The sequence below is a fragment of the Polynucleobacter sp. SHI8 genome (assembly GCF_027944005.1).
Classification (GTDB): domain Bacteria; phylum Pseudomonadota; class Gammaproteobacteria; order Burkholderiales; family Burkholderiaceae; genus Polynucleobacter.
In genome coordinates this window covers 1,430,955-1,447,413 of the sequence record NZ_AP027204.1, presented here as the reverse complement: position 1 = coordinate 1,447,413, position 16,459 = coordinate 1,430,955, and the positions used below count along the sequence as shown (strand labels likewise).

Sequence of the window (16,459 nt, the reverse complement as noted above, 5' to 3'; positions counted from 1 at the left end):
TTTATTAAAACACTAAGGGTTTGCCCCCTAATGTATGGTAAGATGACGCCTTCGCGTGCCCGAGTGGTGAAATCGGTAGACACAGCAGACTTAAAATCTGCCGCATATAAAACATGCATGCCGGTTCGATTCCGGCCTCGGGCACCATAGTTGCATAAAACCCCCTTATTTATAAGGGGATTTTTTATTTGCAGCCACTTGTTAGTTGTCCATGAATTCTTGCGATTTAAAGACAACAAGTCATGTATTCTAAGGCTCGGTTCGCTTCGCTTATAGAAGATTAATTACTTAACTATGAAGAGGGTTGGTAAGGAACTTAATCATTTTAGATTTTTTTAAGCCCCATAACTTACAATGAATACCGACTTATTCAACTGTTCTATTAGGAATATTTAAAGCACTGGGTGCTGACTTATATATTCTCGTAAAACGCTATCTATTTTCGATTGCCAGCCTTTCCCAGACGCTTTAAAAGTAGATACGACATCAGCTGACAGGCGGATAGACGTTTGTATTTTAGTTGGAGCAATTTGTGCGCCTCGAGCAGCTCTTGATTTAAGCTTTTCTTGCAATGACATCGGTAATTGATTAAAGCGTTTTGCGCTTTTCATCATTTCAGCAGTCCACTCCATATTGTCTTCATCTAATTTAGGTTTTTTGTTCATATATTTTTTCCTCTCTAGAATTTGCTTTTCTAAAGCTAATCACACGAATTCCATCCACGGTCTCAGTAAATACTAAAACATGGAGTCTGTTCTCTAAGAGTCCGATTGCCCGCATTCTAACTTCTCCATAGTCTATGCGTTTATCTACTTCATAAAAGGCATTTTCAAAATCAAAGTCTACAACTTGATCAAAGGAAAGATTGCGACCCTGAATATTGCGATAGTTTTTGATGGGGTCATATGAAATATCCATACATCAAATTGTATCTACTATTAGATGGTAACTGAAATATAGATAAATAACAATAGGATAAATAAGGTCATTAAGAATGCTTCAAATAACTGTCAGAAACATTATTTTAAGTTACGAGCTCGTTCGATAATCTACAAAACTCACTAGTTTTGGCACGACTATTTAATAGGCTAAGGTCGGAAGTACCCCTATACGGTACAGTAAAGTTTACAACTCCGTCTTTATATTTGGATATTAAAGATTTGTCAGTAATGCTGAAATTGATATAATTAGCGGATAAATTTCAAATTACTTTCGTTTGCTATTCATGCTTATCAAAAAAATTACCCCTGCAGTATCCATTTTTCTTTTTGCTTGTTTTGCATCTTACGCTTGGGCTGATTGTGTTCAAGTTGGAAGTATTGCGACTTGTGACACAAATTCACCGAACCCTTATACAAGTACCTATGGCGCCGGTAATTCTGCAAGTGCTGATAGTCAAACCATTACAGTTAATTCAGGTTCTGGTATCAGTTCAGGGAATGCCTCTGCCATCTCATTGAGAGATGGCGCAAATATTACTGTTAATGGCATTGTTCAAAATAACTCAACGAATTCTTCTGGTAGGTATAACACGGGCGGTAATACCATTGAGTTTCGGAATGGTGGAACATTAACGATTAACTCGGGTGGTCAGGTTTTATCTTTAGGAACTCAGGGCAGTGCCGAAGCAGTTAATCCTCAAGGCGTAAATAATACTATTCTCAACTACGGAACGATTCATGCTCGTAATGCAGCAGCTATATGGCAGCAATCAGCTGGAAAATTAACCATAGATAACTACGGAATTATTTCAACAGGCGGGACTGTTTCCGCAACCGGTGTTCCGAATAGTCCTAGCTTAACCAGAAACGTCATTGGTGGAAACACGGGTGCTGGCATCGATTTTTATAACCGTGAATCAGCGATTGTGTACGGCAGTCTAATGTTTGGAAGCGGTAGTGATAATTTGTTCCTTTATACAGGTAGTAAGATCACTGGTACCTTTGATGGTGGTGGTGGTACCAATAGTATTTACTTTAGAGGATCAGGGGTTGGTCTCGAGAGTAGTGATATGACTAACTTCCAGTATTTATATAAAGATGACCCGGGAACTTGGACTATTTCAGGAAGCATTGAAGGTCTTCTTGCCGCACAAGTTCGTCAGGGAACTTTGATACTGACCAATGAAGCAAATAGTGCTTATCAAGGATCGGCAAGCGTTTATTCAGGAGCTACCTTGCAGGGCAATGCCAACAGTTTGCCTGGTGCTATCACCAATAATGGTACCGTTCGCTTCGATCAATCACATGATGGCGCTTATATTGGAGCAATCTCTGGATCGGGTAATTTAGAAAAAACGAATACTGGTTTACTCGAATTAACAGGCACTAATACGTATAGTGGTGGCACAAATATTCTTGGTGGAACCTTAGCAATAAGTTCCGCCAGTAATATAGGTTCTGGAGCAATCGCTCTGTATGACGCAACAACCCTTCAAGCCAATAGTTCATTTAGTTTGTCAAATACCGTCTCATTAACCGGTCAAAGCACGATCAATACCCAAGCAAGTGATGTGATTGCTTCTGGGGTTTTTAGTGGCTCTGGTGGTTTTAATAAAACAGGTGAAGGCATGTTGTGGTTAAACGGCACGACAAACACCTACACTGGACCTACCAATGTCAATGAGGGTATTCTTAGAATGACAGGTTCCATTACCTCGAACACCACAGTTGGCAGTGGTGGAACTTTACAAGGCGGTGGAACCATCAATGGCAACTTAGTGAACTATGGTGTTGTTCAGCCGAGTTTTAACGATGTGATCACGAATCTAACGGTGAATGGTAATTATGTTGGACAGGGTGGAACTTTTAGAACCCACGTCTACGCTCCAGATACAACTCCAACAGCAGATATGTTAGTCATTTCTGGTTCTGGTAAATCAGCTTCTGGCATCACATTTATTGATGTGGTGGATAAAGGTGGTCTTGGAGAGATTACCAAAGGTGATGGTATTAAAGTAGTGAATACCCTCAACGGAGCAACGACAGCTGTTGGAGCTTTCAAGCTTCCTGGGGATGGCACTATTTCAGCTTCGATCTTTAACTATCAGTTGTATCGAGGACCAGTCACAGGTACAAACGAAAACTGGTACTTAAGAACGGTTGCGATTCCTGATACTTTAGTATCTCAATTCAGAGGTTTTTATTTACCGACTTCTGATCCATCGAACCCATTTGATTACACACCCGACACACCAGCGCCGATTAATCAGTTGACACCAAACGCCTATGAACGTATTGAGGTGGTGACCTACACCAGCTTGCCGACACTGGCACGTTTTTATAACTACGGAATAGTTGACACATTAGATCAACGTCGTGGAGATTTAGTCGCGCACAATTACTCTGGTATGGAAAATAAAGACCGCGATTGGATTCGTGTTTTAGGGCGTGGTGGTGCTGTGACACCAACTGAAATTGATCGTGGTGGACGTCTCAATTTTAAGCAATTTGCGGTTCAATTTGGTGTTGATGTCTATCAGAACGAGGATGATCACGGTGGTCGAACTTATATTGGACCATTTGTAACCATTGGAACGGCGAAAGCTGATGTAAGGAACTGGGGTGGTGTCTACAACATGGGTAACTCCTCTTTACAAGGCTTAACAGGTGGTTTAGCAGCAACTTATTTTGATCCATCAGGTTGGTATGTTGATGGCTTGGCGCAAGTGACACGATATGTTTCAGCAAAATCTGATTCTCCATCGGGTGACAGTGTTAAATCTACTGGTTGGGATATGACCGCATCTGTAGAAGTCGGGAAAAAGTTTGATATTGGTTATAACTGGAAGCTAACTCCCCAAGCGCAGTTGGTGACACAGTCAATTCGTCTGAATGATTATGTTGATACTCCATCAAGTGAAGTGCAATTCCAAAAAGACGAGTTCTCACGAGGAAGACTAGGTATTATGCTCAACAATCAAGATCCTAATAGTGAGTCTAAGATGAACTACTGGGGAAGGTTAAGTTTGTGGAAAGTATTCAAGGGTGGAACTTACACCACATTTGCGACTGAAGCCGGAGATGATCCCTACACATATTTATCTGAGACTGGATCCAAATGGTTAGCTTTAGATATTGGTGTTACCACGAAAATTTCGAAAACAAGTTCGATTTTTATGAGTATTGGTGGCGAAAATTCGATTAATGATGCCAACTATTACACCTATTACGGCAGATTGACATACCAAAGTTCATTTTAATCTAGTGGTTGGGTTTAGAGGACAGGGTGCTGAGGGATATATTCTCCTTAAACACCGTCGATTTTTGATGCCAACCTTTTCTAGATGCTTTAAATGAAGATATGACATCAACTGATAGGCGGTTAAAGGTTTGTATTTTAGTTGGAGCAATTTGAGTATCTCGAGGAGTTCTTGATTTGAGCTTTTCTTGTAAGGATATTGGCAATTGATTAAAGCGCTTTGAGCTTTTCGTCATTTCAGTTGTCCACTCAAACTCGTTTTCTTCTAATTTAGGTTTTTTGTTCATATATTTTTTCCTCACTTGGATTTGCTTTTCTAAAGCCAATTACAAAGAAATAGGACTCTCAATCACCTACATTAAATAGATTGTCATTTTATGTTCATAAAATAAATAATCTAATTTTCTAAAATAACTATCGTGTGCTTATTAGTTCAATTTTTTGTAGGACTTCTTTTATTCTTTATACAGATCATAAGTTCCTCAGTTTTTGCTCAAGCGCCTGATGCGGGAGCTCTTCAACAGCAACTAGAGCGCCAATTACCTAGCTTTGCCCCATTACCAACTCCAGGACCGGTTGATCTAACACCTGTTAAGAAAAAATCGGACAGTAAACAAAAGATTCTTGTAAAAGGATTTTCTTTCAAAGGTAATACACTTTTTAATGATGTTGAATTAAAAAAAATCGTAGAGCCTTGGATAAATAAAGAATTATCTTTATCCGAGCTTGAAGAGGCGACGAATGCCATCTCTGATTTTTATCGAGATGAAGATTATGTCGGCAGAGTAGTTGTTCCTGAGCAAGATGCCACGGATGGTCAAATCCTATTACAAATTATTGAAGTCAAAATTGATAAAATTTATGTATTGCGTAAGCCAACTAAAAATGAAGAACGATTCCCCCCAGACCGAGTTAAAAAATTTATTGAGTATTACCAGCCAGATGATGAATTTTTAAGAATTGATCACTTACAGCACGGTATTATGGTGGTCAATGAAATCGCTGGACTTAATTTTGAAGGTGTCCTAGAGCCTAGTGATGTTACGGATCATGTCAATTTTGTAGGGGGCTTATTAGATACCCCTATCTATACAGGTAAAGCAGAGATATCTAATTATGGGAGTCGCAGTACGGGCATACCTCAGCTAATTGGCAATCTCAATATTAATGACTATTGGGGGGGTGGGAGTTTAATTAGCCTTAATGGTATTGCTAGTGAGGGATCTACTTATGGTCGTATTGGTGCGACTCGCCCCATTGGGTATTCCGGCTTTGGCTTGGGCGTGAGTGCGAGTTATTTAGACTATCGTACCGTGGGTATTTTTGATAGTAACGGTGCCAGGGGTAATGCCGCCACCTATGGAATGAACGCCTACTATCCACTCGTTAGAGGAGTACAAGCCAATACAAGTCTTGTGATGGGTTATGACTTCAAGAACTACCTCAATCTCACGAGTATCCCTTATTCGGTGACCAGTAACTATGACCTACAAAATGTTTATATTGGCGCTAATGGTAATTTCTTTGACTCCCTCAATGCTCTTTCTTATTGGTCCCTTATATTAACGAACGGTCAGATGCATATTAATGATCTCAACCAAAGAAGCTCGGATCAAGCCACAACCCTAACGGAAGGTAACTTTAAAAAATTAACCTATGCGTATAGTCGCTATCAAAAAATTGATGGTGATCAAACAGTTTTGTTAATGAGTTTGATGGGGCAGTTTGCAAATAGTAATTTAAATTCAGCCGAGCAATTTTATTTAGGTGGACCCTACGGCGTCAGAGCCTATCCCGTATCTCAAGGAGGTGGAACACAAGGGTTTATTGCCACCTTAGAATTACAACAAAAAGTCCCCGAGATTGATTCAACCCTGATTGCATTTTTTGATATGGGTCAAGTGCAGCAATATAAATCAACCTGGGATGGTTGGCAGGGTTTGACTGGAGCAGATAATACCTATCGTTTATATGGTGCTGGATTTGGGATAAGGTATGCAAAACAAAATATACAGGTTAATGCAGTTCTTGCCTGGCCGATTGGTTCGAACCCACTTCTTACCAATACGGGCGCGCAGGTCAATACCGATGGAAGACAACTCAGTCCACAGGGTTGGCTACAAGCCATTTATTACTTCTAGTTGACAGCATTCTAAAAAATAGAAATATCTTTTCATTTTCTATATTAAATTTTGATGAATCGGAATAAATTCATCAAGAGGTATTGTAAGTTTTATAGGATAGACGTTCAATTCTCAATTGAGTCTATATGTTCAAAAGTAAAAATAATATTTTTACTATTAAGAGATTATGTATCTCCAACATATTGATGGTGTGGTTCATATCCCAGGCATCAGTTACACTCGCTGGGCCCGCACAAGGGGGGTTACCAATTCCTACAAATACTTTACCATCTGGAGGACAAGTTGCGCAGGGTCAGGCCAACATCACACAAAGTAATGCGGTGATGAACATCAATCAAAGTAGTCAAAATGCTGTAATTAATTGGAAAAGTTTTGATGTAGGATCAAAAGCGCAAGTGAACTTCAATCAGCCAACTGCAAGTTCAGCCACATTAAATCGCGTACAAAGTGCAACACCCTCCATGATTGATGGTGCAGTTCGAGCAAATGGACAAGTAGCTTTTGTTAATCCCAACGGTATTATTTTTGGACCCAATGCGCAGGTCGATGCTGGCGGTATTGTCGCAAGTACCCTAGATGTTGCCGATAAAGAATTTATGGCGCGCGGCAAGATGTCCTTTAAAGGCAATGGTACAGGCAAGATTATTAATCAAGGTTCACTTAAAGCCAGCGGTAATAATGCTTATGTCGCACTGATGGCTCCTGAAGTACAAAACCAAGGTGTGATTGCAGTACAGCATAGTAGTAGTGCAATGGTAGCAATAGCAGGTGGTAAACAAATTACCCTGGAAGTAAATGGCAGTCAATTGCTGGGTGTAAAAGTAGATGAATCAGCCTATAAGACATTAATCGATAATCAGAAAATGATTGATGTCGGAAATGGTACGCTGATTATCGCGGCCAATTCGGTGAATAATCTGATGGCATCCGTAGTTAAAAACTCAGGAACGATTATTGCTAATACGATTACTGAAAATGGTGGTCGGATATTGCTGACGGGTTCTAAAATCGAGCAGAGTGGCACGATTCAAGCAAATTCACAAAATGCCCAAGCAGGTAGTATTACATTTACCGCAGAAAATATTGATATTGCGCAAGGATCATTAACTCAAGCCTTAGGAAATTCAAATACAGGTGTGATTCGACTGAATGGCATTAATCAATCGAATATTCAAATTGCCGGACAAGTTCAATCAAGTGGTGCCATATTAATTAATCTCCCAGAAAATCTAGGGGTAAAAAATATCGGTAATGGTATTCAAAATTCCGTGAATATCATAGATATTAAAAACTATTTAAATCAAATTGATTTATCCCAAATATCTAATAATGGGTCACAATTAAATATCACCACAACAGCTGAGATTCAATCACCTAATATTGTTTCATTAGCGGCACTTACTATGATGGATGGGAATTTAAATACCCAGATAAAACCAGCGGTAATGAATCCAACCGAATCAACGCCAGCATATTTTCAGGCATTACCAGTTGGACAAAATACTTCTGACACTACATCACCGTGGATTGCATTATTTGGTGGAAGCATGATCGTAAATGGACGAATCAGTGCCCCTGGGGTTGCAGGAGTATCAGCAAGTAGAGGGCGGATTCAGTTAAACGTACAACAGCAATTATTGCTTTCAGCCACAGGTCAAATTATCGCTAGTGGTGAAGATGGAGGAGAAGTCATTCTGCGATCCGAGCAGGGTGATGTCAAGATACAAGGAATGATTCAAACCAATGGTGGGAGTGGCAGAGGCGGAACGATGCTAGGGTATGGGTATCAAACAACTTGGATTGATGGCGCCACCATTTCTGCGGACGGACTGTTGCAGGGTGGTGACATTCGCTTAGGAATTGACCAACCTAGCTTAGCTGATAGAGCTTACTTATTATCGGATGGCACTGGCGGAGGTTCAACGCAAGGGCCGCCTATCCTTTCCCAACTCACCATCATCGGCAATCAAAGTACATTGAGCGCCACCGCCACACATACCACAGGACTTGGTGGATTGATTGAAACATCTGGTCACCAGCTTTCTGTTCAAGATATTCAAATCACAGTTACAAAAAATAATATAGGTCAGTGGTTATTAGATCCGACGGATATCATTATTGCGAGTTTAACTGGGGCGGATTCCACAAAAACATATATCCTAGATTCAACGATTATTAACTCTATTAATAATGGAACCAATGTTAATATTCTCGCAAATAATTCCATTAGTCAAAATGTAGATTTATCGTTTAATAATACTACGATTAATCCTGCAACACTAACCTACGATATTCGGTCTGGTAATGCTAGTAGTTTAATTAATATTAATGGCAATATCTCTAATTCGGGAAGTGGTTTGGTGCACTTTAATGCACTTACTCAGGGTGGACGAGTTCGCCTTGCAGATAATAAAAGTATTAATCTAAATGGCGTAATTACTTTTAATGATCAAACTACACAATTACAGATTAATGCTTCTCAATTAACGATTACCAAAACATATAACGCTAATGTTGGATTTATCCTATCTAATTTTGTGATAGGTATTAATAGTTCTATTAATAGCAAATTACTAACCCTATCCGATTATCAAAATGCATCATCTCAAGTTAATACATATGTTGTAGGAAATATTTTCGGAACAAATACCACTACAAATTTAGTAATTAATCCTGCCGTATTAACCGTCACGGGTACAACCAGTCCAACTAAAACCTATGACGGCACCATAAGTGCAACAATCACCGGTGGCACTTTATCTGGTCTTGTAGCTGCAGATACTTCAGATGTGGTTTTAGTTCAAAGTGGGGCATTTTCCTCTGCGAATGCAGGAAGTAATATTTCTATCACAATGGCAAATTCCTTATCAGGGACTGCCGCAACTAACTACACTTTGACGCAGCCTACAGTCTCGGGAACAATCAACAAAGCCATTCTTAGTTTGAGTGGTGTGAAAACGTACGATGGCACTGCAATTTTCTCTACCGGACAAATGACTGTAGGGGCAGGAGTAAACTCTGAGTCAATTACATTAACAAATACCTATACAAATTCGTCGCCAAGTGCTGCAGTGTATGATAGTGTTGCTCCTACGGGAGTCACGTGGAGTGTCACAGGTGGTAATGCTCTAGCTACTAATTATGCATTACCTACGACCGCAAGCTTTACGATTAATAAAGCAAGTTTGACCATTACTGCAAAAGATGATGCCAAAGTTTATGGAACAACAAGTACCACTCAAAATAATGTTATTTATAACTCGACTGGCGATGCCTCACTAATTAGCTCTACAGCTTTTACTACTTCAGGAACTTTATTTGGTACTGATCAAGTATTGTCTATTTCATTAAGTTCAAGTGGTGCCTTAGCTACGGCGACATCTACCGCTAATGGTGGGGGACCTTATACAATCACTCCAAGTGCAGCATCGGGAACTGGTTTATCTAATTACACAATCAATTACCTCAATGGCGCAATGACCGTGAATCAAGCGCCACTGACCATTCAGGCGCTCAATGATGCAAAAGTGTATGGAGCAACGACAACCTCCTCAAATGGAATTACCTATACTGGATCAACAGCTGTAATATCTGGCGGAGTAGGGTATACCGTTCAGGGCCTTGTTAATAGTCATACTTTAACTAACGTAACATTGACCAGTAATGGTGCTCTAGCAAATGCTTCAGTTGCATCATCTCCTTATACGATTACACCCTCTGCAGCACAGGGACTTAATAACACGTTAGGTAATTACACCATTAATTATTTGCCTGCAGATTCCGGCATGGTGGTCAGCAAAGCTAACTTAACTATTACCGCAAGTTTGCAATCGACAACCTATGGGACTGAACTCGTATTACCAACTTCTTCAGGATTTACGACCTCCACATTAGTAGGTGGAGATTCAGTCACAGGTACCACGATTAAATTCAATAATATTTCAAGTACGGTACCAGCAACCACCCTTTATCAATCTGGAGGATATGTAAATTCTTTAGTAGTTGGAAATGCAACGGGAACGGGTTTAAATAATTACAACATTACTTATGTTCCTGGAACTTTAACGGTAAATAAAAAAGATTTATACATTACAGCCAATAACCAAACGATTACTTATGGACCTTCTTGGAAATTAGGCTATGCAGAATTTACAGCAACCGGCTTAGTGAATAGCGATAGTGTGAATAAAGTAGCATTGACTCAAAATGGGGTTTCAACTGTACCCGCAAATCAAGCTGCTGGAACATACTCTGGGAGCAACGGTATTGTTGTCACGAGTGGTTCAGCCGTCGGTACAGGCTTATCCAATTACAACATATTTTATAACCAAAGTACAAGTACTAACTCAGTTCAAGGGACATTAACGATTGATAAAGCGCCTTTAACGATTTCGGCTAATAATCGCTCGATTACCTATGGAGATGGACTTATTTTAGGTACATCAGCTTTTTCTACATCTGGGTTAATGGGTGTTGATTCGTTGACCAGTGTGGCACTTACACAAAATACTAATACTTCAGTACCATCTACCCAGAATGCGGGAACATATTCAGGAGGTAGTAATGGAATCATCATAACGCCATTAAGCTCAGGAACAATTTTTTCCAATTACGCGATTACCTATCAGCCGGGCACATTGACGATTAGTCCCAAACAACTGAGTGTGTCAGCGATTAAAGAATATGATGGAAATACTAACTTTAGCGTCAGTCAGGTGAGTATCACTGGTACCGTAGGTGGGCAGACCCTCAATTTATCTGGAAATGGTGTAGGTAATAGTGCCAATGTTGTCGGGATTAGCTCGATGATCACGGGTGGCTTAAGTCTTGCAAATGGAACCAGCGGCACCATTGGACTAGCCAGTAATTACGTATTACCTATTTCAACAACACAAGCTATTATCACGCCGAAAAATTTAACCGTTGATGTTGTGAATAATCCAACCAAAATCTACGATGGTGGACAAGTTGCGACTTTAGGATCATCCAACTATAGTATTACTGGTTTTGTTGGAACACAGTTAGCAACGATTAATCAAACTACAGGCTTGTACGCTACGCCAGATGTTCTTGGCTCTAATGCAAGTAGCGTGAGCGCAATATTAAATGCAGCAAATTATTCTGCAACCTCGGGAACAGGGTTTGTTTCGTCTAATTACTTGTTACCATTATCAGCAAATGGAACAGGAACAATTAACAAGGCGATACTGACAATCACCGCTTACTCAGGCTGGAAGTATGTTGGACAAAGCGACCCATCATTTACAAGTAATTATTATGTAACTGGAGGTGTTAACGGAAGTAATCCTGTGGCAAGTGCTACTGTTACACGAACAAATGCTGGAGTTACTACCTCGGGGAATAATCATGAATTACCAGGTATTTATAACAATGCTTTAGTTCCCTCTAGTGCAGTGGGTACGACAGCAACTATCTTGAATAATTACAACGTAAATTATGCAAATAACATATTTACGATTGTTGATAAGAATCAAATAGTGATTACTACTAATTCTAATCAAATCAATTACGGCATTGCTAACTCCTCTGCAACTTTACCTACTGCACCTGTCATTTCGGCACAATATTGCATTATTGATTGTACTGTCGCCGGAAATATTAAAACATTCAGTTTGAACTCTTCCTCAGTCAATCAGAGCATTGATGGATTAATCAATGTTACACGAGCGGTATTGAAAGATGATGCTAGCGGTGGTGGAACGATTACGGTTACTGCGGGACTCAGTGCTTCACAGATGAGTAGTTCAAAAAGCACATCCGAATATTACAAAGCAGGGACATATGGCTATCAAATGGCTTCAAGTGTGCCCACGATCAGTGGGACTATTGTTGCATTAAATACAACTCAAAACACAATTAATGAATCAACATCTACAACCCCAACTTCTTCGACTAATAGTTTTAGTGGTTTTTACAATTTCTTGGGAACATTAACGATATCACCTGCCACAATCACTCCATCTGCTAATGCGATTACCAAGGTATACGATGGTACGGTTATAGCAACACCATTATTATCAATTTCTGGAAACATCACCGGTGATGGTGTTCAATTAAATAGCCCTTATAGTACCTTTGCATCGAAAAATGTACTTGCAGCATCATCGTACACCTCAACGGGTTTATTTTTGAGTGGAACAGATGCTGGTAACTATATTCTTTCAGCGACGTCAGTAACTAATAATACGAGTACGATTACCAAAGCTCCGATATTAGTAGCAGGACTGCAGGCAAGTGATAAAACTTACAATGGGAGTACTGATGTAAGTGTTACTGGGGCAAGTAATTCCCGACTAATTACACCATTTAAGGGCGATACGGTTTCATTGTCGGCTTCTAGCGATACCCTTAATTGTTCATCAGCATGTACTTTTGATACAGCCAATGTCTATACAAATAAACCTGTTACGGTTACACAAGGAGTCTTGCAGAATAATTTTTCATTGGGTGGAACAGATGCAGGTAATTATGAGATATCGGGTGTAGCAGTTAATCTATCCGCTAACATATTTCCAGCTCCCTTATATGTAAGTGGTTTATCTGCTCAAAATAAAATCTATAACGCAAACACCACAGCGGTTATCACCCAAGGAACACCGACGGTTACGGGTACAGTTTATGGAGGTGATTTGATTAGTCAATTTTCTACGATTGGAACTTTTGGTGGTACAGGTACCTTTGCGACTCAGAATGTAGGTACTGGAATTACAGTGACTCCTAATTTAGGTGGTCTTGGTTTGAGTGGTACTAATTTTTCAAATTACTACCTTGCAGGAACGACTAGCCCATTAACTGCAAACATTACACAAGCACTACTTTATTTGAGTGGACTTTCAGTCACGTCTAAAACTTACGATGCAAATGTCTATGCCAATTTAACAGGTAGCATTTCTATTACTTCAGGAGTTCAAGGATCAGATGTATTAACACTTTCTGGCATTGTGAACTCCGGCACATATATTAATCAAAATGTCGGTATTGGAAAATCTGTGACTGCAGATTTAAGTGGTCTGAACGTGAAGGGCAGTGCCGCTTCTAATTACTATTTGTCTGACTATGTAATTAGTGGCAATATTTCCGCAGCTCCAGTAACTTTCTCTGGAACTAAGATTTATAACGGGTCATTGAGTTTTGATGCAAGTCAATTAACAGTCAAAGGCGTTAATGGTGAAGTTTTAAGTTTAGCCAATTCAGGCACATTAACCACCAATAGTGCCAATGTTGGCGGAGTCTCGTCCATTAGTGCAATTAATAATTTGACACTGCAAGATGGGAGTGGAAGTAAGGCGAGCAACTATACCTTAAGTAACTATGCAATGGGCTTATTAAGCATTACTGCGGCTCCGATTACTATTCAGCCTCATACAATAACTAAAATATATGATGGAAGTACATCGGCAACTACCTATTTTGATGTAACAAGTGGAACTCTGTACACCAATGCATCTAATAGTAATACAGCCGACTCCATGAGTGCAACATTTAACTATGCCAATAAAAATGTAGGCTCTGAAAACAAAGTGGTGATGGCTTCCAATCTTGTAGTGAATGATGGAAACTCTGGAAAAAATTATACGGTTACTTTAAGTTCAAATACTGTCAGCTCAATTACACCAAAAGACTTAATCATTACCCCAAATAATGTCTCCAAAACCTATGCTACATACGATCCCAGTCTCACTTATTCATATGGGGCATTAGCAAGTGGAGATACTTCCAGTATTTTTACCGGAAACCTTCTCCGATCAGGAACCTCTGCAACTCAATTGTCAACATCTTTAGCTAATGAGGCAGTTGGTACTTATCAAGTTGGTATAGGAAGTTTAACTGCGAGTAATTACAACTTAATATTGAGTAGTTCATCTAAATATTTAACGATTAATAAATACATCACACCGATTTATGTCACCGCAGTCGCCAAAACCAAAGTATATGGAACCAATGATCCAACTCTGACATATACATATACTGGATTTGTAACCAATGTAACAGTTGATGGCGTCACAATTAATGATAACCCTGTAGGTGGTAACAATCCTTTTACAGGAAGTTTGCTTCGTGTTGGAACTTCAAGCCCTGGAGTTTCATCGACTTTAAGTAATGAGGTAGTAGGGACATATCAAATTAATCAAGGATCATTGCTAGCTAATGCCTACGATATTCAATATACAGGAGCTTATTTGACGATTACTAAAGCACCTTTAGTCGTAACCGCGAATAATCAATCAAAAACCTATGGCGATTTTGATCCTAGCTTAACCTATACAACTTCTAGAGTCATCAACGGGTTGGTTAATGGGGTTCAGATCAGCGATACTATATCGAGTGTTTTATCGGGATCTTTAACTAGGGTTGCTGGTGAGACTGTTGCGTCATCACCATATAGAATTAATCAAGGCACTTTAGTCTCTAATGGTAATTATCAATTGAGCTATAACTACAATAATCTTACGATTAATAAGGCATCATTAACTGTATCAGCAAATAGTCAATCGAAGACATATGGTGATGTGGATCCGAGCTTAACGTATACATCTTCTGGTTTGATTTATGGTGTGGTGGTTAATGGCGTTCAAATCAACGATACTTTAGCGAATGTTTTAACAGGGTCTTTGACTAGAGTTTCTGGGGAGAATGTTGCGTCCTCACCTTATATGATTAATCAAGGTTCTTTATTAGTAAATAACAGTAATTATCAATTAACCTACAATGTCAATAATCTCGTGATTACACCCGCTAGTTATACCGCTATCAACGGCACGAAGGTCTATGATGGCACGAGTGGCATTATTAATAATGCAACATTAACTGGAGTCAATGGTGAAACATTTACCGTCAGTGCAACTGCTAATAGTCTGAATGTGGTGGGAGCAACAAAATTTACTGCTATAGGAACTAGTCTGATCGGTAATACCAACTACATACTAGCGAGTGCGAGCAGCCTTTTAAGTGGCAGTACCAACAACACAGCAACAATTACACCCGCTAGTTATACATCAATCACCGGCACGAAGGTTTATGATGGCACGAGTGGCATTATTAATAATGCAACATTAACTGGCGTCAACGGTGAGACATTTACCGTTAGTGCAACTGCAAATAGCCTGAATGTAGTAGATGCAAGCAAATTCACTGCTATAGGAACCAGTCTGAGTGCAAACACCAATTATGTACCAGCAAGTGTCAACAGTATTCTGAGTGGAACATCTAATAATCGAGCGAGTATTACTGTAGCAAGTCTCAATATTGTTGCAAATGACCAATCTACAATTTATGGTACTAGCCTTAGCTTGGGAACTACAGCCTTTAGTGCTTCTGGATTAAAAAATAATGAACAAATCTTAGGCGTGACTTTGACACAAGGTGGCAATACGACTGTGCCGGGCGATCAAAATGCGGCAACTTATAGTGGCAATGTCAACGGTATCCTTCCTTCAAACCCTAAAGGAAATTTACTTCTTTCCAATTATCAAATTAGATATACTCCAGGAGCATTAACCATTAACCCCAAAGTGTTAACGATTACTGGTAACGATACAGAAGTCACCTCAGGTAATAAACCGACATTTACATTTAATGTGACAGGATTTATCAATCCACAAGATTCAAATAATGTTCTCATTACTGGATCATTAGTTACTCCTGAAGGTACTTTACCAGGAACTTATGAGATTGGCATTGGCGATTCAAAAGTAGCAAATAATCCTAACTACATCATCAATACCAGTGGTTATAAACCCGCTAAATTTACTATTCGTCCTGCACCAACTTCACCGGTAACACCAAGTAATCAAGGGGCTGCAAAAGGACTGTTTGTAGATCAAAATTCTGTTTCGATTATTGCTGAGATCAAGCATTCGACTGCTGATGAACAAGATCAAGATTTAAATGATGTTCGATCCATTGGTAATTCTAAAATGACAGCATATGATGGTACAACTCGTCTCAATTTATCCATTGATGTAGGTAATGATTATTCTGGCCTGCACCCTGAAACGCTGCCTGCTGTCGATAATATCTATAGCTTCAATTAGATTTATTTACAGCTTTGAAGAAGCAAAAGTTACAAGTTCCGAGAAGAAGGAGATATATAC

6 protein-coding genes and 1 tRNA gene are annotated in these 16,459 nt (G+C 39.5%); 4 read left to right on the top strand and 3 right to left on the bottom strand.

Features of this window, described 5'->3' with window-relative positions; genetic code table 11:
• Positions 1-57 precede the first annotated feature (57 nt).
• Positions 58-147 (top strand) — tRNA-Leu (locus QMN06_RS07240).
• 245 nt (positions 148-392) lie between these two features.
• Here the strand turns inward: QMN06_RS07240 and QMN06_RS07235 are convergent.
• A complete protein-coding gene (locus QMN06_RS07235) occupies positions 393-665 on the bottom strand; it encodes a BrnA antitoxin family protein (RefSeq protein ID WP_281969465.1) in 273 nt (90 codons plus the stop codon).
• Positions 649-918 (bottom strand): BrnT family toxin, encoded by a 270-nt coding sequence (locus QMN06_RS07230; protein ID WP_281969464.1) that lies wholly within the window; start codon positions 916-918, stop codon positions 649-651. Before QMN06_RS07230 ends, QMN06_RS07235 begins: the two co-directional genes overlap by 17 nt.
• Positions 919-1,225: 307 nt before the next feature.
• Here QMN06_RS07230 and QMN06_RS07225 point away from each other — a divergent pair, with 307 nt between their 5' ends.
• Entirely contained in the window at positions 1,226-4,201 is a 2,976-nt protein-coding gene (locus tag QMN06_RS07225) for an autotransporter outer membrane beta-barrel domain-containing protein (protein WP_281969463.1), read from the top strand.
• A gap of 1 nt (position 4,202) precedes the next feature.
• Here the strand turns inward: QMN06_RS07225 and QMN06_RS07220 are convergent, their stop codons facing one another.
• Positions 4,203-4,487 carry a hypothetical protein gene (locus QMN06_RS07220; RefSeq protein ID WP_281969462.1) on the bottom strand — a complete coding sequence of 95 codons (285 nt, stop codon included), beginning with the start codon at positions 4,485-4,487 and terminating at the stop codon, positions 4,203-4,205.
• Positions 4,488-4,619: 132 nt separating this feature from the next.
• On the opposite strand from QMN06_RS07220, the gene QMN06_RS07215 reads away from it, so the two are divergent.
• Entirely contained in the window at positions 4,620-6,341 is a 1,722-nt protein-coding gene (locus QMN06_RS07215) for a ShlB/FhaC/HecB family hemolysin secretion/activation protein (RefSeq protein WP_281969461.1), read from the top strand.
• A 128-nt stretch (positions 6,342-6,469) separates the two neighbouring features.
• Positions 6,470-16,399, top strand: coding sequence for an MBG domain-containing protein (locus QMN06_RS07210; RefSeq protein WP_281969460.1), 9,930 nt, complete (start codon positions 6,470-6,472; stop codon positions 16,397-16,399).
• The last annotated feature ends 60 nt before the right edge of the window (positions 16,400-16,459 follow it).

Bases quoted from the DNA above. Each gene is read 5' to 3' on its own strand.
- QMN06_RS07230 (WP_281969464.1), bottom strand. From the start codon at position 918: ATGGATATTTCATATGACCCCATCAAAAACTATCGCAATATTCAGGGT.
- QMN06_RS07235 (WP_281969465.1), bottom strand. From the start codon at position 665: ATGAACAAAAAACCTAAATTAGATGAAGACAATATGGAGTGGACTGCT.
- QMN06_RS07220 (WP_281969462.1), bottom strand. From the start codon at position 4,487: ATGAACAAAAAACCTAAATTAGAAGAAAACGAGTTTGAGTGGACAACT.
- QMN06_RS07225 (WP_281969463.1), top strand. From the start codon at position 1,226: ATGCTTATCAAAAAAATTACCCCTGCAGTATCCATTTTTCTTTTTGCT.
- QMN06_RS07210 (WP_281969460.1), top strand. From the start codon at position 6,470: ATGTTCAAAAGTAAAAATAATATTTTTACTATTAAGAGATTATGTATC.